An 18845-nucleotide genomic window follows, 5' to 3' on the forward strand; every position below is an offset into this window, starting at 1 on the left:
CCGCCCCCCGCCCGGCCCACTCCCCCCCACCCCCCCTGGGCCCGTCGAAATTCGCGCGAAATTCGACAAGCGGACCCGCCCACCCTCGATGGCCCGCACAAACACACCCGACCGCAGGGGAACATTCCAATTTCGCGCGAAATTCGACTCCAAAGTTCTGGGCTCGAATTTCGCGCGAAATTGGAATCCTGTCCCCCGGTCGGGGTTCAGAAGAGGCGGTACATCACGTGGAGGCCGACGTGGCCCCGCGTCGGGTGGTGGAAGGCCTCGGGCAGCGTCGCGACGATCTCCATGCCGAGGGACTTCCAGAGCTCGACGGCTCGGGTGTTGGTCTGGACGACGGCGTTGAACTGCATCGCCCGGAAGCCGTCGGCCTCGGCGCGGTCGAGCACGTGCCGTCCCAGCGCACGGCCGACTCCGCGCCCACCGGCGTCCGGGTCGACCATGAAGCTCGCGGTCGCCACGTGCGCCCCCGGGCCCTCCCTGTTCGGTGCGGAGATCGCGGTGCCGAGCACCCGATCACCCTCCACGGCCACCACGGTCCGCCCCGGTGGCGCCGGGAACCACCTCTCCCTGGCGCGCTGCTCGTCGAGGTCCCGCTCCCACGAGAAGGTTTCGCCCGCCGCCACGATCCGTCGCATGAACGGCCAGATCCCGGCCCAGTCGGCCGCCTCGGCCTCCCTGATCTCCATGCCCCCAGCCTCGACGATCGGCCGTACCGGTGCCAGCGTTTTCCCGGGGTGCCGTTTCGTCCGTTTCGGGTAGCTTCCCGGTATGCCGTTGGTGGTGGAATTCGCCGCGCAGGAACCGGAGCGCCTGGCGACGTGGTGGGCGGGGGTGCTCGGCTGGACCGTCGTGGCCGGAACCGAGGTGCGACCCGACGGCCCTGGGGTCCCGCTGCGGTTCGTGGCCGCGACCAGCCGCAAGAGCGGCCAGAACGACGTGCACCTGGACCTGCGCAGCGAGTCGCACGGGGATCAGAACCACATCGTGGAACGCCTGTTCAACCACGGCGCCCGGTTCGCCGACATCGGCCAGAGCACCGAGGTGCCGTGGGTGGTCATGAGCGACATCGAGGACAACGAGCTGTGCGTCCTCGAACCCCGCAAGGCCTACGCCTACACCGGCCCGCTCGCCGCGGTCGTCGTCGACAGCACCGATCCCCGCGAGCAGGCGCGAGCCTGGGCCGAGGAACTCGACTACGACATCGTCGCCGAACAAGCCGAGTTCGCCTCCCTCCGCCCGCTCTCGGGCGAAGGCCCTCACCTGGAGTTCCTGCACAACGACGACCCCAAGCCGGGGATGCTGCGCCCGTTGCCCGCGTGACGCGACGCCGAACACCGGGCCGCCAGGAGAAACTCGTCGAGGTCATGCCGCCGATCGAAGACGGAGCGATGATGTCGCAGGGAAGTGATCAGCCGGTGATGTCGCTGGCCGAGGTCGAGGAGGCGGCCAGGCAGGCGCACGCGGCGCAGGCGGACAAGGCCGGGCGCCCGTACGCCGAGCACCTCGCCGCGGTGGCCGACGGGGTTCGAGCACGAGGTGGTTCGGACGAGCAGGTGGCAGCGGCGTGGCTGCACGATTCCGTCGAGGACGACGCGCTGTCCGAGCAGTGGCTCCGCCGAGCCGCCCTGTCGCAGCGCACGAAGGACATCGTCCTCGCGCTGACCAAGCGGCCGGGGGAATCAGCCGCGGACTACGCCGAGCGGATCCTGGCGACGCCGGGTGCTCGGTTGGTCAAGGAATCCGACCTCGCGCACAACGCCGATCCAGGGCGCCTGTCGGTGCTCGACGAGGCGACGCGGGAGCGCTTGACCCGGAAGTACGCGCAGATGCGCTCGCTGTTGGGGCTCTGACGAACGTCGTCGCCCTGCGGGCTCAGGCCGGTTCGATGATCTTGACCCCGTGCAGGCGGCGGATGAAGTCGGGGCCGAAGGCCGTGGACGGCGTGTGGGCGCCCGGTTCCGGGGTCTCGGCTGCGAGGGCGTTGACCGCGCGCAGCACCGAGTCGGCGGTCATGTCGTAGGTGTCCGGGCCGATCAGGGCCGCCGAGACCGAGCGGCCGCCGTCGTCGGTGGCCTCGGCGTAGACCTCGACCCAGCTGTGCTGGCGGGTCGCGCGTCCCGGCCCCTTGACGAAGGCGCCGATCGCGGCCTTGCCCGCGCGCTGGACCGGGGCGGATCCCAGCACCTTCTGGCCCAGCTTCGAGAGCCCGTCGCCGACCTCCGGCAGCGGCAGGCGGGTGAAGGTCGTGATGGTCCCGATGCCGGTGCTGCGGTAGGCCGTGGCCACATCGCCCCAGGGCAGCGAGGTCACCTGGCGCGGTCCGGACGGGAAGGCCACCTCGCGGCGCCGCCACGCCAGCGGAACGGTGCGCAGCTCTCCGCCGACGCGGGCGCGCCCGCCGAGCGCGGCGCCCTCCAGCGCGCTCTTGAGCGTGCCTGGACTGATCTGCCCGCCCGCCTGGAAGGCCAGGTCGAGGCTGGTCGCGCCGGGCAGTTCGGCGGCGACCAGGGCGGCGAGGCAGTCGGTGGGGACCACGTCGAAGCCGGAACCGGGCAGCAGCACCACTCCCGCGTCACGGGCCTCCTGGTGCCGGGCGAAGATCGATTCGAAGACGTCGATCTCACCGGTGATGTCCAGGTAGTGGGTCCCCGACCGCAGGCAGGCCTCCACCATCGGCGCCGACGTCGCCGAGAACGGTCCGGCGCAGTGCGCGACCACGTCGACGTCGTGCAGCATCTCGGCGACCCGGGCGGGCTCGGACAGGTCGAAGATCCGCGACTCCAGCCCGCGCGGGGCGGCGAACGCGGCCACCTTGCCCGGGTCGCGACCGGCGACCACCGGGCGTTCGCCGCGCTCCACCGCCAGATCGGCCACCAGCCGACCGGTGAAACCGTTCGCGCCGTAGATCATCCAGGTCATCGCGTTCCCTCCGCCGTGCTCACCCCCGCTAACGAACACCGCGCAGCGCGGTCACGGGTTGCCCGGCGCGTCGGTGATCACCCGTTCAGCGCGATCACCGAGTCGATGATCAGCCAGCCGCCGAAGACGACGAACAGCGCGGTGGCGCCGTAGCGGATGACCTTCTCCGGCAAGTGCCGCCCGAGCAGCATCCCGGCGCCGATGGCCAGCGCGTCGGCCAGCACCATGCCGACCGTCGAGCCGATCCAGGTGCCCAGCCAGTCGTGGTGGGTGGCGAGGGTGACGGTGGCGAGCATCGTCTTGTCGCCGAGCTCGGCGAGGAAGAACGCCAGCGTCACCACGAGCACGGCCGACCCGTAGGTGCGGTTGGCCTTCTGCCGCTCCTCCTCGGTGAGGTGGTCGCCGCGCAGCGTCCAGGCCGCGAAGAACAGGAACGCGATGCCGGCGATCAGCGCGAGCCACTCGGTCGGCAGCAGCTCGCCGAGCCCGAATCCCAGCGCCACCGAAATCGCGTGCACGGCAGTGGTGGCGACGGTGATGCCGAGCAGCACCTGCCACCACCGGTATCGAGTGGCGAACGTCATCGCCATCAATTGCGACTTGTCCCCGAGTTCGGCGACGAAAATTGCTGCGGAACTCAGCGCAATGCTGCCCAGCACGATGTGAACCCACCTTCCAAGAATCCCGAAGGTCTCGCCCACCTCGAACGCAAGGCTCGCGACCGGGTGCGAGAACGGCGCAACCAGCATGTCGATCGCGAATTCGCGGACTACTCCCCTTCAACTGCGGAGGACATTACCGGGAAGATCGGGATGAAAAAAGCTCGGGGCGCGGAGGAATTCGCATTTCCATTTCACCAAAGGCGCTTTTCGCCGCCCCGCAAAATCGAATGCGCCGCCGCGATGAGAGCGGGCTCACCCCTCCGGTCGGAACAACGGGAGGTCGGGCCCCGTTGAACGGGGCGGTCGATGCGCACCGTGTCCCCGGGCCTCACCTATTGCCTTCGCGGAACACCGTCCGGCTGGAGCCGCGTCGCGCCACTCGCCGAGAGGCGACCGGCGCATCGACCCCTGCCAAGCACGCGGGCCATCGCTCCTTCTCCTCGGAGCGACGGCCCGCGTCTGGTTCCTCAGAACGGTTGCTGGTCCGGTTGGCAGACCTCGCCGGGCTGCGGGACGCGCAGGTTGATCAGGTAGTCGGCGGCCCGGGTGTCGGCGCAGGAGCTGTCGCCGAGGATGCAGTGCCCGAACGAGTCGACGCTGACCAGCCGCGCGTTGCCCAGTTCCTTCTCCATCCGCTGGGAGAACTCGTACTGGGTCGCCGGGTCGTAAAAGTTGCCGAACAGCAGCACCGGGTTGGCCGCCTGGTGCGCCCACGGTCCGCGGTGCACGTCAGGGCTGGTCGGCGGCCACTCCGAGCACCCCGCGACGTCGCTGAACGCCTGGGTGCGCCCGAAGGTCGGCGACTCGGCCTCCCACTGAGCCGCGACCGCCGGCACCAGGCCGGGCTTCTTCGGGATCGGCTTGTCGGTGCAGTTCACCGCGAAGTACGAGTCGTCGACGTAGGCCTCCTCGGCCTCACCGACGCCGTCGAAGCGGTGCTTGCCGGACGGCAGCCGCAGCACGCGCAGCAGGTCCGGGACCAGCCCGGCCTTCGGGTGCAGCTGCAGGTGCAGCGCCTGCAGGTCGCTGGCCAGCTGACGGAACTGCTCCGGGTCGTACAGCGCGCTGCTCACGCCGTCGGTGACCTGGTCCAGGGTGATCTTCGAACCGTCCGGCATCGTGATCGGGGCCTGTCGCAGCGCGGTGCGGATCTCGTCGAACTTCGCCCGCGGGTCGCCCTCGCCGAAGGAGCACTTGCTCGCCTCGGCCGCGCAGCGCTGGAGGAATCCGTCCAGCGCGAGCTCGAAACCGCCCGCCCGCTCCCGGTCGTACTGCACGCCGTCGGCGGTGCGCAGCGCCGGGTCGACGTTGCCGTCCAGCACGATCGCGCGGCTGCGCTCCGGGAACATGTTGACGTAGGTAGCCCCCAGCAGCGTCCCGTAGGAGAACCCGACGAAGTTGAGCTGCTCGTCGCCGACCCCGGCGCGCAGCAGGTCCAGGTCGCGGGCCACGTCGGCAGTGCTCATGTGCCGCTGCAGCTCGCCGGCGTTCTTCGCGCAGGCGTCGCCGTAGTCGGCGTAGGCCCCCATCGTGGTACTGATCTGCTCGTCGGTGACCGGCACCGACGACATCCTGCCCAGCACCTTCTCGGCCTGCTCGGCGTTGGCGAAGCACCGCATCCGGGTGCTGCGGTCGATGCCGCGCGGGTCGAACCCGACGATGTCGAAGCGCTCCAGCACGGCCGGGCCGAAGCGCTCCACGGCGCCGACCGGCATGTCGAACCCGGCACCACCGGGACCGCCGGGGTTGAGGAACAGCGAGCCGATCCGCTCGGCCGGTTCGGTCGCGGCCCGCCGCATCATCGCGACGTCGACGGTCCCCTTGGCGGGGTCGGCGTGGTCGACCGGCACCGGGTACCGGGCGCAGCTGAACAAGTACCGCTCGATCACGGGAACTTCCTGCAGCGCGGCCTCGTCGCAAGCCCCCCAGACCACCGGCGATGCCTGCGCCACCGACGTTCCAGCGACCACCGCACTACCGGTGACCAGCACACTTGCCGCGATGGCAAGCGTTCTCCGTAATCGCACGCGTCGCTTCGCCACGCGCACCCTCCTCTTCTCGATCGATTGATCTTTCGCCGATCGAACAATCGGAAGAGGATCTTCAACACCGCAGAACGCACGAATCCTGTTTCGCGACAACACGGTTTGATAACCGTCCCGGTAGCCTCTTTCGGGTACCGATCGGGCCGGGGTGGTTTCAAACCGGTGATCCACCCCTAGGATCACGCCGCGTGATGCCTCCGTTGAAAGCTGTTGCAGAGGGCCACCGGCGGCTGCTCGGCCTCACCGCCACGCTCACCGATGAGCAGGTGGCCGCCCCCTCACTCCTGCCCGGCTGGTCCCGCGGGCACGTGCTGGCACATCTGACCGACAACGCCCGGGCGTTCGCGCGAGTCTGCTCGCTCGCGCTGAACGGCGAGCTCGTCGACGCCTACGAGGGCGGGCAGGCCGAGCGCGACGCCATCATCGAGGGCCTGTCGGGCGGGAACGCCTTCTCCCACCACGACGGCCTGAACCGCCACATCGGCGTGCTGGAAGCCGTGTGGTCGCACGCCTCCCCCGCCGACTGGGAACGCCCGGTGCGCTTCCGCAACGGCGACCTGGCCGGGATCGTGCTCATGCGCTGGCGCGAGGTGTGGATCCACCTGGTGGACCTGGATCTGGGCGTCGGGCCGCAGGAGTGGACCGAGAACTTCTGCCACCACACCATCGAATTCCTGCTGCCCCGCCTGCCCGCGGGGGTCGCCCTGCGGCAGACCGACGGTCCCCGCCGCTGGTCCGCCGACGGCGAGATCAGCCCGGTGGCCGACGTCGAGATCACCGGCCGCGCGCAGGATCTGGCGGCGTGGCTGGCCGGGCGCCCTCCCCAGCGCCTGCCCTCCGGCGACCTCCCCGAGCTCGGTCCGTGGCCCCCGCACCCGGCCCCGGCCGACCGCTCCCACCTCGCAGCCGGCTAGTCCAGTCCCGCGAAGAGGTCGGTTTCCCAGTCGAACGGGCCCTCGCCCGGGCCCTTCTTGCCGCGGACGAGCAGGTAGTGCTCGCGGCCGAACTCGGGGCTGTTGACCATCTTGGCGAAGAAACCGTCGTCGTCGACGTTGACCTGGCTGCGGTAGGTGCGCAGGGCCGCGAGCTTGTGGGCGTGGAACTCGCGGCCGTCGATCTGGGTGGTCAGCTCCTCGTCGGGAACGGTGCTCGGTTCGAAGGCGGCGACGGCGTCCTCGGGCAGGAAGCCCTCCTCCACGGCGCGCTTGAGCAGCGAGCGCGGCATCGCCGTCCAGTACACCTTGGGCACGTCCCACGCCTGGCCGAGGTCCGGCTCGTAGGACGGGTCGGCGGCGGGTTCGAGCGCGCCCATCAGCGCCTTGTGGGCGGCGATGTGGTCGGGGTGGCCGTAGCCGCCGTTCTCGTCGTAGGTGACGGCCACGTGCGGGCGCTCGGCGCGCAGCACGGCGACGATCGCGCGGGTCACCTCGGCCGGGTCGGCGGTGGCGAAGGCGCCCTCGGCGTTGTTGGAGTCCTCACCGGCCATGCCGCTGTCGTGGAAGCGGCCGGGCCCGCCGAGCCAGTGCTGGCGGATGTCGCCGAGTTCGACCAGCGCGCGCTCGATCTCGCCGCGCCGGTACTCCCCGAGCTCCTGCGGCTTGCCGCGCAGGTGCGCGAGGTCGTCGGCGATGACCTCGCCGAGCTCTCCGCTGGTGCAGGTCACGAGGCTGACGGTGGCGCCTTCGGCGCTGTAGCGGGCCATGGTCGCGCCGGTCCCGGTGGCCTCGTCATCGGGGTGGGCGTGAACCAGCAGCAGACGGCGTTCGCTCATGTGTTCCGAGAGTAGCGACTGGGACCGACGGAGGCCGGGGATGTGGTGCTTCTCGCCGTCTCAGGGTGCCTTCGGCACGAGCACCACCCACACCTGCCCGGGGGCGAACGTCATCGGCTCGCCCGCCTCGGTGGTGTAGGTCGTGCCCGCCTCGGGCGCGGGACGGTTCCAGGAGGCGTTGAACTTCAGCCCGTCGCGCAGCACCACGGCCCGCCCGCCGCCCACGGTCTCGGCGAACGGCGAGACGTTGCCGGAGACGTCCTGGAACGGCGAGCTGAACACCGGAACCTCTTGCAGCACAACGGTGCTCGCAGCCCCGCGACCGCTGTCGGTGGTCACGTAGGGCCTGCCGTCCATCGACACCAGCCAGCGCCCGCCGTCCCAGTCGAACCCGACGCGCGCGAAGCGGTAGGCGATCTCCTCGTGCCCGGTGGGGACGCCGCCCGCCGCCGGGGCGGGCCCGAACACCAGCGGGGCGGCCGGCGACCAGCCCGCGCCGGGCGGCAACCGGTCGGTGCGGGCGAACAGGTTGTGCGGTGCCACTCCCGGTCCCCGGTAGAACGCGCCGGGCAGCGTCTGCTGCGAGGCGTTGTTGACCGAGGAGCGCCCGATCTCGGGCAGGAGTTCCGGCGCGGCTCCGGAGAAGGCGAGCGTGGGCCTGCCGAACTGGGGCAGCAACCGCAGGTCGGTCTGCCGCGCGCTGCGCACCGGGCCGACCACTGGTGGGGTGCGCGAGGCGAAAACACCGATCAGTCGGCTGATCCCGGCTTCGACGGGTTCCACGTAGATCATGTCGGCGGCACCGGTGCCGGTGTGCGGGCGCGCCTTCGGAGCGTTGTCGACCTTGACCGCGAGCACCGGTGGTCCGGGCGGTGGTGGCGGTGGAGGGGACGGTTCAGGTGCGGGCTGCGGCACCGGATCGACGATCGGCAACGACACGGTCGCGGTCGGCTGCACCGCCAGTCCTGCGACCACCAGCAGACCGGTCGACACCAGGGTGCCGAGCACGCGCAAAACCCACATCGCCCCTCCACCGCGTAGCCTCACCCGGCCGGCGGACGAGGACAAGCGGCCGAACGGCCCAGCTTCAGGGTTGCCGACGCACGATTTCCTCGATGGTGGCGGTGATCTGGGATTCGCTCGTCCGCTTGTCGACGCCGAGGCCGGACAGGACGCCGTCACCGTCCTCGTGCTCGAGCAGGGCGAGCAGGATGTGCTCGGTGCCGACGTAGTTGTGGCCGAGCCGCAGGGCTTCCCGGAAGGTGAGCTCCAGGGTCTTCTTGGATTCGGTGTCGAAGGGCACCAGCGCGGGCAGGTCTTCGGCGGCGTCGGGCAGCACCGCGGTGGCGGCCTCGCGAACCGCGTCGAGGGTGATGCCCTGCGCCTGGATCACCTTGGCGGCCACGGCTTCCGGTTCGCCGAGCAGGCCGAGCACGAGGTGCTCCACCCGGATCTCGTCGTTGCGGGCCTCGTGGGCGGCGTTCTGCGCGGCCACGACGACGTTGCGCGCACGCGGGGTGAACCTGCTGAACCCGGTGCCGGAATCGAGTCCGGCGTCATCGGGAGCCTTGGGCACGAACCGCTTCTGCGCGGCCTGCTTCGACACTCCCATGCTGCGGCCGATCTCGGTCCAGGACGCGCCCGCCCGGCGGGCCTGGTCGACGAAGTGACCGATGAGGTGGTCGGCGATCTCGCCGAGGTGGTCGGCGACGATCACGGCCCCTTCCAGCTGGGACAGCGCGTCGTCGTTGGCCTTCTTGATGCCCTCGATGAGGTCGTCGAGGCGGATGGTCGCGGGGATCTGCTTCTTGTCGGTCATACGTCAACCATAGGTTGACGCCCATGCAGCGTCAACCAAGAGTTGACGATGTCGACCCGTCGGCCCGCCGGCGGTAGCGTCGGAGCGACTGCGGAGGTGCGGCATGGCGGAGGAAGAGCACTCGGAGTGCCGAGGGTGCAGCGGCACCGGCAACATCAAGGTGGCCCGCCGGTTCATGGCGCTCGACACCGGCGAGGTGTCCACGGTGATGGCCCTGGCGCGCTGCCCGTACTGCCGGGAAACGCCGGGCCGACAGCGAGGCGGCGGGCCTCCCGTGTGAGGATCAACCCATGTCGGACGAGGGTGGCGAGAACACCGGTATCGAGGCCAACGGCCCCAACGCCCTGTGCTTCACCTGCGGCGGTCTCAAGAAGATCAGCGAGCCGCGCCTCTACATGATCCAGGCCACCGAGGAGATGCAGACCGGCATGACGATGGCCGAATGGCGGACGTGCCCCCAGTGCACCGGCAAGGGCTACCTGCGGGGCATCAACCCCCCGGCGTGACGGCCGAGGTCAGGTGAACGGGCCGGAGCGGAGGTGGGGGGATCGCTCCGTCCGGCCCGCTCAATCCCCATCCGGGGATTCACGAGTCGGGACCCCGGGGGAACAGGGTCCCGGCTCGCTCCCTCGCTGACCGGGGGTCCGACTGGGGGTTCGGCCCGCGCCCGGTCAGGGCGAGCCGCATCGCGCGGCCCGCACCCCTCTCCCCGCGCGCAGCACGCGCCGGGGACAGGAGATCTCGGAAGAGCAGGGGTGGTGCACGGTTCGCCGCTATCGGGGCGCGGCGAACCGCGGTCGGCAGTTCGCGGTGATGGCGGGGGCGGCGTTGCGCACCTGTCCGGGTGGCCGACTCCCCGCGGAACGCTTCCGACGACGACGTGGAAGCTTCAACCATTATGTAGAACTCGCCGCGCGGTTGTTAGTGATGACTACGGATAGTCACGTCACACGTCATGCCCGCCACACCTGGATAACACCTGCCGCACAGCGCGCGAACACCTGTCGTTCACCTGCCGATGCAGCGCGGGCACCCGGCTGAACCGAGTGCCCGCAGCGTGAAAACGCCTGTCAGATCCCGCAGTCCGGCGCGGACCAGGTGTCGGCGCCACCGGCGAGGTGGACGTGGTCGTCGTGCCCGGGGTAGCCCGGCCCGAGGATTTCGCCGAAGCCGTGGTCGCGCGCCTGCTGCGCCAGAGCGCAGAAGCCCTGCGACCCCGCGCCGAGGTCGGCGGCGTCGCCGTAGAGGTGGCGGCTGTTGGGGGCGCCACCGACGGAGTCGTTGCACGAGACGCTGCGGAACCCGCCGTTGACCTGGATCGGCGCGTCGCCCATCGCGTGCCGCATGGCCTGCAGCTTCCACATGGTCACCAGCGCGTTGGACTTGGCCTCCTCGGCAGAGACCTTGCCGCCGGACCAGTCGGAGTTGCAGGTGTTGAGCTCGGAGTAGTCGAAGTTGGCCGGCGAGCAGTCGTCGTCCTGCAGCTCGTAGATCTTGGCGAAGGTCGACTCACCGGCGACGCCGTCGGCCGGGAGGCCGTAGGCCTGCTGGAACCGGACGACCGCGTCCTTGGTGCCGGGGCCGAAAACGCCGTCGATGGCGAGCTTTCCGCCGTTGCCGGGGTAACCGGACACCCGGATCTGCAGGTTGCGCACGTCGTCACCGGAAGCGCCCTCGCTGAGCGGCTTGCTCCAGCTGTAGCAGCCGTCGGCGGTCGGCGCGGGCGCGGCGGGGGCCGAGGACGCCGCGGGCGCGACGAAGGATGCGACGGCGCCGGCCACGAGGGCGGCGGTGACACCGGCTAATCGGGTCTTCATGCGGGACACCTCTCGCTGCGGGGGATGATCTGCAGCTGCGGATGTTCCCGGAAGAAACCCGCGGACTCGCCGCGTTGTCAGGAATTCACCAAAAAAGCCACACCCCGGTCGAATTCCGCCGCCCGGACGGCCGATCCGCCGTGGCACCGGCGGCCCACACCGCACCCCGCAGCAACCCCTAGCGCGGAAGCGCGAACCCCGCGCGACGTCGCGGTTCTCAGCCCAGCGGGCGGACGGTCAGGATCTGCTCCGCGCGTCCCACCGGACCCCGCCGGTCGTGCAGGTGGGTGCTGGTCAGGCCCTGCCCGTTGGCGCCGAAGGTGACCTCGGTGTCCAGCCCGGTCCACTCGCCTTCGGGCTGCCGGTGGAGGTGGATCGTGAGGTCGACGTTGGGGAACATCCACTTGGTGGGCTCCTGGCGCACGGCGATGCCGTTGGCGGTGTCGATCAGCGCGACGAACGAAGCCAGCGGGCTGACCTCCTCGCCCCCGACGAGGTCGTACCCGGTGGACATCCACGCGGTGGTCCGCCCCGGCCGCGGTTCGCCGACGACGCGCGTCCGCAGCGATTCGATGAAGCCACCAGACCACACCGAGTCCATCGACCACGGCTCCAGCTGCTCCGGCGGGGGCAACGCGTCGACCTCGCCACCTGCGACGGCCCCGGTGTCCACCTCGGCCAGCAGCCACGCGCGAGCCCGCACGACGGCCCGGCCGCCGATGACCACGGTCGCCTCGGTCAGCTCGATGGTCCGCCCGGGCCGAAGGGTCTCGACGTGGATGTCGAACTCCTCCAGCCCGATCTGCCCGAGGATGTCGAAGCTGATCCGGCTCATCACCAAGCCGGGGCGGCCTTCGGCGGCCCGGGCCCGCTCGATCGCGTGCACGATCAGCCCGCCGAGCGTGCTGAAGTGCTGCTCATCAGCACGCCAAGCGCCACCGACGTGCTCGGTCGGCTTGTACCGGCCCTCGCCCATGCGCTCGAAGTACGCGACCCCAACCGACTCGACCAACGAACTGCGCTCCCCGTTCAGCGGAATGTGCCGCACCAGAATAGGAACCACCCGCACCCGAGACCCCCGAACAGGACCGGAATCACGCCCGCCAGCCGGATGCGGCCACCGGCTTCCCACGCACGGGCTCGGGCAGTTCTGATGGACCATCGCACCCTCGTGAATACCTGCGCTCGGACGCACTACCAGCAACGTGTCATCGCTCGATGACATCGGAGTGATGTCATCGAGCGATGACAATCGAGCGATGTCCGCGTACGATGACATTCGTGGCTGAGGGTTATGAGGTGACCAACGCTCGACGTCTCGGAGCCGTCGTGCGCGAACTGCGCAAGGAACGCGGCTGGACGCAAGCGAAGCTCTCCGCTGAAGCCCACGTGTCCCGTGGCTATCTGGTCAAGCTGGAACAAGGTCACCCGACCGCCGAGCTGAGGACCGTGATGCGCGTCCTGGAAGCCCTCGACGCCGGGCTGAAGGTGACCGAGATCGTCGAGTCGCCGACCGACCGCCTGCTGCGCGAAGAGTTCGACCGGATCGTCGATGGCTGACCGACTCCACGTCTACCTGTCCGGCGAACCGATCGGCATCGTCGAGCGTCTGGCCGGTGGGCGTTACCAGTTCACGTACAGCGACGACTACCGCAAGAGCGGCGGCGTGTCGCTCAGCCCGACATTGCCCGTCGGAGTCGGACCTTTCCGCTCGGGGCACATCGAGGCCTATCTCGAAGGGCTACTACCCGAAAAACCAGAAGTTCGCCGAGGCTGGGCCGCCACGCTCGGAACCGGCAACGACGCTTTCGACCTGCTCGGAAGCATGGGTCTGGACTGCGTGGGCGCGGTGCAGTTCGTCAAGCCGGGCGACGAGAAGCAGATCTCCGAACGAAGCTCGGAGTACCGCCCCTGGACGGATCGAATGATCGCCGAGCGCCTGAACGAGCTGCGTGATGAGGGAGCGTCGTGGACGCTGCCCGGTGAGCACTGGAGCCTTCCGGGAGCACAGGACAAATTCACGCTGACGCTGCGCAACGACAAATGGCACGAGCCCCGAGGTTCCGGGGCGTCAACGCACATCGTCAAGCCAGGAATTCGGCGACTGCACCATCAGGCCGTTCTCGAGCACGCCACGATGCGCGTCGCTCATCGGCTGGGTTTGCGGGTCGCCAGCACAGAGCTTCACGACTTCAACGGCGAGCCCGCCATCGTCATCACACGATTCGACCGGGTCAGCGCAGCCGAGTCCGTACTTCGACTGCATCAGGTCGATTTCTGCCAGGCGATGGGCCGCCTTCCCGAGAACAAGTACGAGGAGCAGAACGGCCCCCGAACGCAGGCACTCGCTCAGATGCTGCGGAGCCATTCGTCCGCACCGCACCAGGACGTCACTCGATTCTCGGATGCCGTGATGTTCAACTACATCGTGGGGGCGCCTGACGGGCACTCGAAGAACTTCGCACTGCTCTACCAACCGAACGGAAACGCGAGACTCGCGCCGCTGTACGACCTGGCAACCGGGTTCGCGTATCAGCCGCGCGGGGGCGGATACGACTTGACCGGAACGGCCTTGTCGATCGGTGGCCGGCGAAAGTTCGGGCAGGTGTTGGAGAAGAACTGGATCCGCCACGCCCTCGAGCTGGGTCTGGACGCCGACGAGCGACTCCACCGCGCGACGGAGATGGCCACTTCCGTCACCGATGCGTTCCGCGACGAGCTGGCCTCACTCGGTGCCCCGGGGCGAGAACTGTCAGCACGGCTCTTGCCAAGGCTCTCGAAACATGCCGACGGGATCGTTCGACGTACCGGCCGAAACTCACCTGCGGTCACCGGTTCTCCCCGAGACGACTCGGACTGATCCCGCCCCGATGTGACTGCCGGCTGCGTCGACCGACAACTCACGATCACGCCCGCCAGCCGGATGCGGCCACCGACCCCCACGCGCTCACGCGGGGCAGTTCCGGTCACATCCGCCCACCGGCGACGACCGTTGACTCACCCCTCCCCGACCAGCGCGCGGATCGCCTCCCGGGCTTCGTCGAAGGCCTCGGCCATGCCCCCGACCGTGAGGTTGACCATCGCCCCTTCGTAGACCATGTGCACTCGGGCGCCGAGGGTTTCGGCGTCGGGGACACCGGCTTCGGCGAGCAGGGCGACGAACTTCCCGCGGGACCGGCGCTTGCCCTCGCGCAGCACAGCGCGGCCCGGGTGGTCGCCCTCGCTGAGTTCGGCGTGGGCGTTGACGAACGCGCACCCGCGCCTGCTGCCCGCCCACCAGGCCTCCTCGGCGTCGAGCACGGCCAACACGCGGTCGAGCCCGGACTTCGGCCCGCGGGCGCGCATCCACTCCTCGAGGAATTCCTCCCAACGCTCCTCACGACGCTCGAGGTAGGCCGCGACCAGGGCGTCCTTGGAGCCGAAGCGGTCGTAGAGGGTCTTCTTGGTGGTGCCGGCCTGCTCGGCGATCAGGTCGACCCCGACCGCGCCGATGCCCCGCTCGTAGAAGAGCACCCCGGCGACTTCGAGGATCTTCCGGCCGGCGGGCGTGTCCGGGTTCGCCGTGCGCGCCATCGTCGCTCCCAGGTCTGGAAACAGGACACTGCGAGTATACCGACCGGTATGGTTACTTGGCGACATGCGTGCAGTTCTTCCGATCGCCTTCGTGGTCTTCTGGAGCTCGGGTTTCGTCGGCGCCGGCATGGCGGCCGACACCGGCGCTTCAGCCAACACCAGCCTGTTCTGGCGCTACGCGGTCACGGCGGCGGTGCTGCTGGCCATCGCGGTCGCACGGCGCCGCCGGTACGGCCGCGCGTTCCTGGCCCGCGAGATCGTCCTCGGCGTGCTCGGCCAGGCCGTTTACCTCTCGGGCGTCTTCCACGGCGCGTCGCTGGGCGTCCCGGCGGGCACCAGCGCGCTGATCGCGTCGCTGCAACCGGTGCTGGTCGCCGTGATCAGCAGCAGGCTCGCGCACGAATCCCTCGGCGCCCGAAGGGCGTTCGGGCTCGCCGCGGGCATCGCCGGAGTCGGCCTGGTGGTCGTCGCCGACATCGGAGCCGGCGGTGGCGCGCTGGGCGTGCTCGCGGTCCTCACGGGCATGGCCGGACTCACGGCCGCCACCCTGCTGGGCGACCGCCGACCCCGCCCCGGAGGCCACGACCTGCTCGATTCGCTGACGGTGCAGTCGGCCGCGGCCCTGGCCGCGTTCGCACTGGTCGCCACCGCAGGCGGCGGACTCACCCCGCCCTCCAGCCCGCAGTTCTGGACCGCGATCGTCTTCCTCGTCGTGTTCCCGTTCGTCGGCGGTTACGGCTGCTACCTGCTGGTCCTGGACCGCTCGGGGTCGGTCGCCGTCAGCGCCCTGCTCTTCCTCACCCCGGCGGTCGCCGCGGCCTGGAGCGCGATCGCCCTCGACCAGCCCCTGCACCTCACCACGATCCCCGGCTTCGTCCTCGCCCTCATCGGAGTCCTGGCCCTGCGCACCCCCGCCGCGCCGTCCAGCGGTGCAGAGGCGCGGACCAAAGCCCCTGGTCCTGCCGGGGACATGAGCGGATGCTCCGGGCATGACGAAGCGCCGGTCTCGTGCAGCACTGGGCGACCGCCTCGGGTGGTTGCCGCCCGTGCCGATGGAGCGGTTCCGCGAGCAGGCCGGGCGCCGGGCTTCGGGGCGGGTGCTCGACATCGGGGCGCGCCGGATCAGCGAGCTGCCCGCCTACCAGCACCTCAGCCACCTGGCCCTCGTCGGAGCGGGCGCCGAGGTGCGCGAGGCGAGCCTCCCGCTCCCGGCGGAGAGGACCGATGCCGATCCTGAAGACCTCCCGTTCCCGGACCGCTCCTTCGACGTCGTCGTGTGCCGGTTCGCCCTGCTGCGCGCGGCGAACCCGGTCCGGGCCGCATCGGAGATCGCCCGCGTGCTCCGCCGGACGGGCCAGCTGCTGTTCTTGGACGTCGTCGCGGGACCGAGGCAGGTCGATGTCCTGACCCACTTCCGGCTCAGCGGACTCATCACGCACGACGTCAACTGGTCGCGGCCCCGCGGGCACCCCCGGTCTCCGCTGGTGCAGGGCGTCGCAACGCACCCCGTTCCGCAGTACGCGCGCGAGTTCGCGTGGCTGTTGGGGACGACCCGAGGAGGAGAGCACGATGACGCGGAAAGTAGCGGACTGCAGGAGAACGCCTAGCGAGATCAACTGCTCGCTGACGATCATCGGTGAGAAGGAGGAGGTCGTGCGCGCGGCCGCCGAGCACGCGGCGTCCTCGCACGGGCACGACGACACGCCGGAACTGCGCGAGCAGATCCGCACCACGCTGGAGGACGAGACCGCACCGACCGGCATGGAGTTCGTGCAGCTCATCGAGTTCAAGACGAGCCGACCCGACGAGCTGAGCAGGCTGATGGACGAGTGGGAGGAACGCACCGGCGGCAAGCGAACGGCCACCCGCGCCGTGCTCACGCACGATCACGAGCAGCCGGACAGGTACTACGAGTTCGTCGAATTCCCCTCCTACGACGAGGCGGTCCGCAACTCACACCTGCCCGAGACCGACGAGCTCTCCCAGCGGATGCGCAACCTCTGCGAGGGCGAACCGACCTTCCACAACCTCGACGTCGTCCGCGCCGAAGCACTCTGACCGAGGTAGGCCCGGCCCGAAGCGCCCGGAGCGAGCCGCGCGCTTCGGGCCATCGGGCCGGTGGACTGCGCCCCGGCGAGGCACGAAGATCAGCTGCATGAGCGGAAACCCGCACCGGCAGGACGGTTGTCGTCTTCGTTTCGAGTGGGGGCTGTCGGGCGCTCACGAGATCGCGGAGCGGTCGTGGGTGATCGCCGTCGTCGATGTTCTCTCGTTCACCACGACACTGACCGTCGCGATGGACTGCGGTGTCGAAGTCTTCCCCCACCGATGGCGTGACGAGTCGGCAGCCCGGTTCGCGGCGCAGCACGGCGCGGTCCTGGCGGTGGGCCGGTCGCAGGCACGACCCGGAGAGGTGAGCCTGTCCCCGGCGACGGTGCGCGAGGCCAGCGGTGTCCGGCGGTTGGTCCTGCCGTCTCCGAACGGCTCGACGATCGCGCAGTCGATGGCGAACCTGGACGGCACGGTGATCGGTGTGTCGTTGCGGAACTCGATCGCCGCGGCGAAGTGGACCGCCGCGCGCCTGGCAGGCGACGACGCGTGCGGTGTCGCGGTCGTGGCCGCCGGTGAGCAGTGGCCGCAGGGCGGACTCCGTCGTGCGGTGGAAGACCTGTGGGGCGCGGGTGCTTACCTCGCCGCGCTGCGCGACCACGGTTTCGGCTCCATCTCCCCGGAAGCGCAAGCGGCGATCGCGTCGTTCGAGCACGTCTCCGGCGATCTCCCGCGCCAACTCCGCGCTTCGACCAGCGGTCGAGAACTGGCCGCAGCCGACTACGGCCACGACGTCGACGTGGCCGCCGAGCTCAACCGCAGCGACGCCGTTCCCGCGCTCTCAGGGCGGAGCTTCCGCCCAGCACCCCCGTGACCGGAGCGACGTGACCCGGAGAACAGCGGGGGACGTCTGGGGCTGGGGTCGCTGATGGGTCGTGGAACATGGAACGGCCGCGCGGGAATCAGTGCTGAGGGGGAACCAGGTGTCAGGGCAGTTGTTGGCGTTCATCGGTGCGTGCTTGGCCGTGATCGTCGTTCCGGGTCCCGACTTGGCGCTGCTGCTGCGCAACGCCGCTGTTGCCGGTCGTTCGGGTGCCGCGGCCACGGCCAGCGGGATCATGACGGGCAACACGATCCTCGCCACGGCTGCGGTCGCCGGTCTCACCGCGCTCCTGCAGGCCTCCGGGCCGCTCTACAACGCGATTCGCCTCGCGGGTGCGACCTACCTGATCTACCTGGGCGTTCGCGCACTGATCAGCCTCACCCGCCGGGACGAAGCACCCCGCGGTCCCGAGAACGTGCCCGCGCGGCCGCAACTCCCCCGTGGTCACGCGTTCCGGCAGGGCCTGCTCAGCAACCTCCTCAACCCCAAGGTCGCCGCCTTCTACCTCGCCCTGTTCCCGCAGTTCACCTTGCCGGGCGTGCCCACGCTGGCCCAGCACGCCCTGCTCGCAGCGCTGTTCTGCCTCCTCTCGCTGACCTGGTACGTCCTGCTCATCGCGATCCTCGGCCGGGTCCAAACCTGGCTGCAACGCCGAAAGGTCCAGCGCACCATCACCGGCACCTCGGCAGCAGCCCTCATCGCCCTCGGCGCAGGCCTCGCCCTCCAGAACTGATCGGCGCTCGCCTCACCTTCGGCAACCAGCTCTCAGGGAGGTGTCCAAGGTCTTCATGAGCTCGGCGACCCGGCTCCTTCCGGTCGGTGCCTCGGGATAGCGGCCGAGGACGTCGACGAGGACCGGGGTCGCGCGCTGCTGGGCCAGCTCGATGTGCTGGTCGCCCACGCCAAGATCGCCTCCGGCGGCCAGCTCGGTCGCCCGGGCCGCATGGGCGGCGGCGCGGAGGATGTGGTGGACCTGGGTTGCTCGGGCGAGGGGGTGCAAGTACGCGGCGGCAGCAGCATCACCGGCGGCGCGCGCGGCATGCTGCGCGGCTTCAGCAGCGGCGTCCTTGGCGGCCCGGTGCGCATCCACGGCCGTGATTCGCTGCAGTCGAGTCCGATCAGCGCCATCAGCGAAGACCCAGGCGGCTTCGAGCGCCGCACGAGGCCTTCGGTCATCAGGACGGTCCTGCTCGAAGAGGGGCAGAACCTCCTCCGCGCTCTCGGCGGCGTAGCGAGCGACCACCCGGAGGTCGCCGACGCTCAAGGCGACATCGCCAGGACTGATCCTCATGTCCCTCATG

General features: G+C 70.0%; 23 protein-coding genes. 12 read left to right on the forward strand and 11 right to left on the reverse strand.

Annotated elements, in window-relative coordinates:
- Positions 1-206: 206 nt before the first annotated feature.
- On the reverse strand, positions 207-692 hold the full coding sequence (locus tag R4I43_RS10400; RefSeq protein ID WP_324265367.1) for a GNAT family N-acetyltransferase: 486 nt from the start codon (positions 690-692) through the stop codon (positions 207-209).
- A gap of 82 nt (positions 693-774) precedes the next feature.
- Here R4I43_RS10400 and R4I43_RS10405 point away from each other — a divergent pair, with 82 nt between their 5' ends.
- Both R4I43_RS10405 and R4I43_RS10410 read left to right on the forward strand, forming a co-directional pair.
- On the forward strand, positions 775-1326 hold the full coding sequence (locus tag R4I43_RS10405; protein ID WP_324265368.1) for a VOC family protein: 552 nt from the start codon (positions 775-777) through the stop codon (positions 1324-1326).
- Complete coding sequence (locus tag R4I43_RS10410) at positions 1323-1856, forward strand: HD domain-containing protein (protein ID WP_324265369.1); 534 nt, start codon at positions 1323-1325, stop codon at positions 1854-1856. Before R4I43_RS10405 ends, R4I43_RS10410 begins: the two co-directional genes overlap by 4 nt.
- A gap of 22 nt (positions 1857-1878) precedes the next feature.
- Here R4I43_RS10410 and R4I43_RS10415 read toward each other — a convergent pair whose 3' ends face one another.
- The 3 genes from R4I43_RS10415 to R4I43_RS10425 form a co-directional block, all read right to left on the reverse strand.
- The gene (locus R4I43_RS10415) at positions 1879-2925 is read right to left on the reverse strand and encodes a saccharopine dehydrogenase family protein (protein WP_324265370.1); all 1047 of its coding nucleotides are present in this window, start codon (positions 2923-2925) and stop codon (positions 1879-1881) included.
- A 77-nt stretch (positions 2926-3002) separates the two neighbouring features.
- On the reverse strand, positions 3003-3584 hold the full coding sequence (locus tag R4I43_RS10420; protein ID WP_324265371.1) for a TMEM165/GDT1 family protein: 582 nt from the start codon (positions 3582-3584) through the stop codon (positions 3003-3005).
- A gap of 470 nt (positions 3585-4054) precedes the next feature.
- Positions 4055-5557, reverse strand: coding sequence for an alpha/beta hydrolase (locus tag R4I43_RS10425; protein WP_324265372.1), 1503 nt, complete (start codon positions 5555-5557; stop codon positions 4055-4057).
- 275 nt (positions 5558-5832) lie between these two features.
- On the opposite strand from R4I43_RS10425, the gene R4I43_RS10430 reads away from it, so the two are divergent.
- The gene (locus R4I43_RS10430) at positions 5833-6546 is read left to right on the forward strand and encodes a maleylpyruvate isomerase family mycothiol-dependent enzyme (protein WP_324265373.1); all 714 of its coding nucleotides are present in this window, start codon (positions 5833-5835) and stop codon (positions 6544-6546) included.
- On the opposite strand, the gene mshB is transcribed toward R4I43_RS10430, so the two are convergent.
- The 3 genes from mshB to R4I43_RS10445 all read right to left on the reverse strand — a co-directional run bounded on the left by mshB (position 6543) and on the right by R4I43_RS10445 (position 9222).
- Positions 6543-7385: an N-acetyl-1-D-myo-inositol-2-amino-2-deoxy-alpha-D-glucopyranoside deacetylase gene (gene mshB / locus R4I43_RS10435; RefSeq protein WP_324265615.1), complete on the reverse strand. Its 843-nt coding sequence runs from the start codon at positions 7383-7385 to the stop codon at positions 6543-6545. The genes R4I43_RS10430 and mshB overlap by 4 nt on opposite strands.
- Before the next feature lie 78 nt (positions 7386-7463).
- Positions 7464-8426, reverse strand: coding sequence for a DUF3048 domain-containing protein (locus R4I43_RS10440; RefSeq protein WP_324265374.1), 963 nt, complete (start codon positions 8424-8426; stop codon positions 7464-7466).
- 64 nt (positions 8427-8490) lie between these two features.
- Positions 8491-9222, reverse strand: coding sequence for a Clp protease N-terminal domain-containing protein (locus tag R4I43_RS10445; protein ID WP_324265375.1), 732 nt, complete (start codon positions 9220-9222; stop codon positions 8491-8493).
- Between the two features lie 103 nt (positions 9223-9325).
- Between R4I43_RS10445 and R4I43_RS10450 the strand changes: the two genes are divergently transcribed.
- Together R4I43_RS10450 and R4I43_RS10455 are read left to right on the forward strand one after the other, a co-directional pair.
- Positions 9326-9502, forward strand: coding sequence for a hypothetical protein (locus R4I43_RS10450; RefSeq protein ID WP_324265376.1), 177 nt, complete (start codon positions 9326-9328; stop codon positions 9500-9502).
- A gap of 10 nt (positions 9503-9512) precedes the next feature.
- Positions 9513-9728 (forward strand): hypothetical protein, encoded by a 216-nt coding sequence (locus tag R4I43_RS10455; protein ID WP_324265377.1) that lies wholly within the window; start codon positions 9513-9515, stop codon positions 9726-9728.
- Between the two features lie 564 nt (positions 9729-10292).
- Here R4I43_RS10455 and R4I43_RS10460 read toward each other — a convergent pair.
- Positions 10293-11039 carry a D-Ala-D-Ala carboxypeptidase family metallohydrolase gene (locus R4I43_RS10460; protein ID WP_324265378.1) on the reverse strand — a complete coding sequence of 249 codons (747 nt, stop codon included), beginning with the start codon at positions 11037-11039 and terminating at the stop codon, positions 10293-10295.
- Positions 11040-11256: 217 nt separating this feature from the next.
- Entirely contained in the window at positions 11257-12051 is a 795-nt protein-coding gene (locus tag R4I43_RS10465) for a thioesterase family protein (protein WP_324265379.1), read from the reverse strand.
- A gap of 260 nt (positions 12052-12311) precedes the next feature.
- On the opposite strand from R4I43_RS10465, the gene R4I43_RS10470 reads away from it, so the two are divergent.
- Positions 12312-12599 carry a helix-turn-helix domain-containing protein gene (locus R4I43_RS10470; RefSeq protein ID WP_324265616.1) on the forward strand — a complete coding sequence of 96 codons (288 nt, stop codon included), beginning with the start codon at positions 12312-12314 and terminating at the stop codon, positions 12597-12599.
- Positions 12592-13899, forward strand: coding sequence for a type II toxin-antitoxin system HipA family toxin (locus tag R4I43_RS10475; RefSeq protein ID WP_324265380.1), 1308 nt, complete (start codon positions 12592-12594; stop codon positions 13897-13899). The genes R4I43_RS10470 and R4I43_RS10475 overlap by 8 nt, the downstream gene beginning before the upstream one ends.
- Before the next feature lie 137 nt (positions 13900-14036).
- Here R4I43_RS10475 and R4I43_RS10480 read toward each other — a convergent pair whose 3' ends face one another.
- Positions 14037-14612, reverse strand: coding sequence for a TetR/AcrR family transcriptional regulator (locus R4I43_RS10480; protein ID WP_324265381.1), 576 nt, complete (start codon positions 14610-14612; stop codon positions 14037-14039).
- 64 nt (positions 14613-14676) lie between these two features.
- Here R4I43_RS10480 and R4I43_RS10485 point away from each other — a divergent pair, with 64 nt between their 5' ends.
- From R4I43_RS10485 to R4I43_RS10505, 5 genes are all read left to right on the forward strand, one after another.
- On the forward strand, positions 14677-15849 hold the full coding sequence (locus tag R4I43_RS10485; RefSeq protein ID WP_407691226.1) for a DMT family transporter: 1173 nt from the start codon (positions 14677-14679) through the stop codon (positions 15847-15849).
- Positions 15734-16219 (forward strand): class I SAM-dependent methyltransferase, encoded by a 486-nt coding sequence (locus R4I43_RS10490; RefSeq protein ID WP_407691228.1) that lies wholly within the window; start codon positions 15734-15736, stop codon positions 16217-16219. The genes R4I43_RS10485 and R4I43_RS10490 overlap by 116 nt, the downstream gene beginning before the upstream one ends.
- Positions 16182-16670: a DUF1059 domain-containing protein gene (locus tag R4I43_RS10495; RefSeq protein WP_324265383.1), complete on the forward strand. Its 489-nt coding sequence runs from the start codon at positions 16182-16184 to the stop codon at positions 16668-16670. The genes R4I43_RS10490 and R4I43_RS10495 overlap by 38 nt, the downstream gene beginning before the upstream one ends.
- 97 nt (positions 16671-16767) lie before the next feature.
- On the forward strand, positions 16768-17535 hold the full coding sequence (locus R4I43_RS10500; protein ID WP_324265384.1) for a 2-phosphosulfolactate phosphatase: 768 nt from the start codon (positions 16768-16770) through the stop codon (positions 17533-17535).
- A 109-nt stretch (positions 17536-17644) separates the two neighbouring features.
- Positions 17645-18277 carry a LysE family translocator gene (locus R4I43_RS10505; RefSeq protein WP_324265385.1) on the forward strand — a complete coding sequence of 211 codons (633 nt, stop codon included), beginning with the start codon at positions 17645-17647 and terminating at the stop codon, positions 18275-18277.
- A 12-nt stretch (positions 18278-18289) separates the two neighbouring features.
- Here R4I43_RS10505 and R4I43_RS10510 read toward each other — a convergent pair whose 3' ends face one another.
- Complete coding sequence (locus R4I43_RS10510; RefSeq protein ID WP_324265386.1) at positions 18290-18835, reverse strand: putative immunity protein; 546 nt, start codon at positions 18833-18835, stop codon at positions 18290-18292.
- Between the last annotated feature and the right edge of the window lie 10 nt (positions 18836-18845).

Source organism: Saccharopolyspora mangrovi, from assembly GCF_035320975.1.
GTDB lineage: Bacteria > Actinomycetota > Actinomycetes > Mycobacteriales > Pseudonocardiaceae > Saccharopolyspora > Saccharopolyspora mangrovi.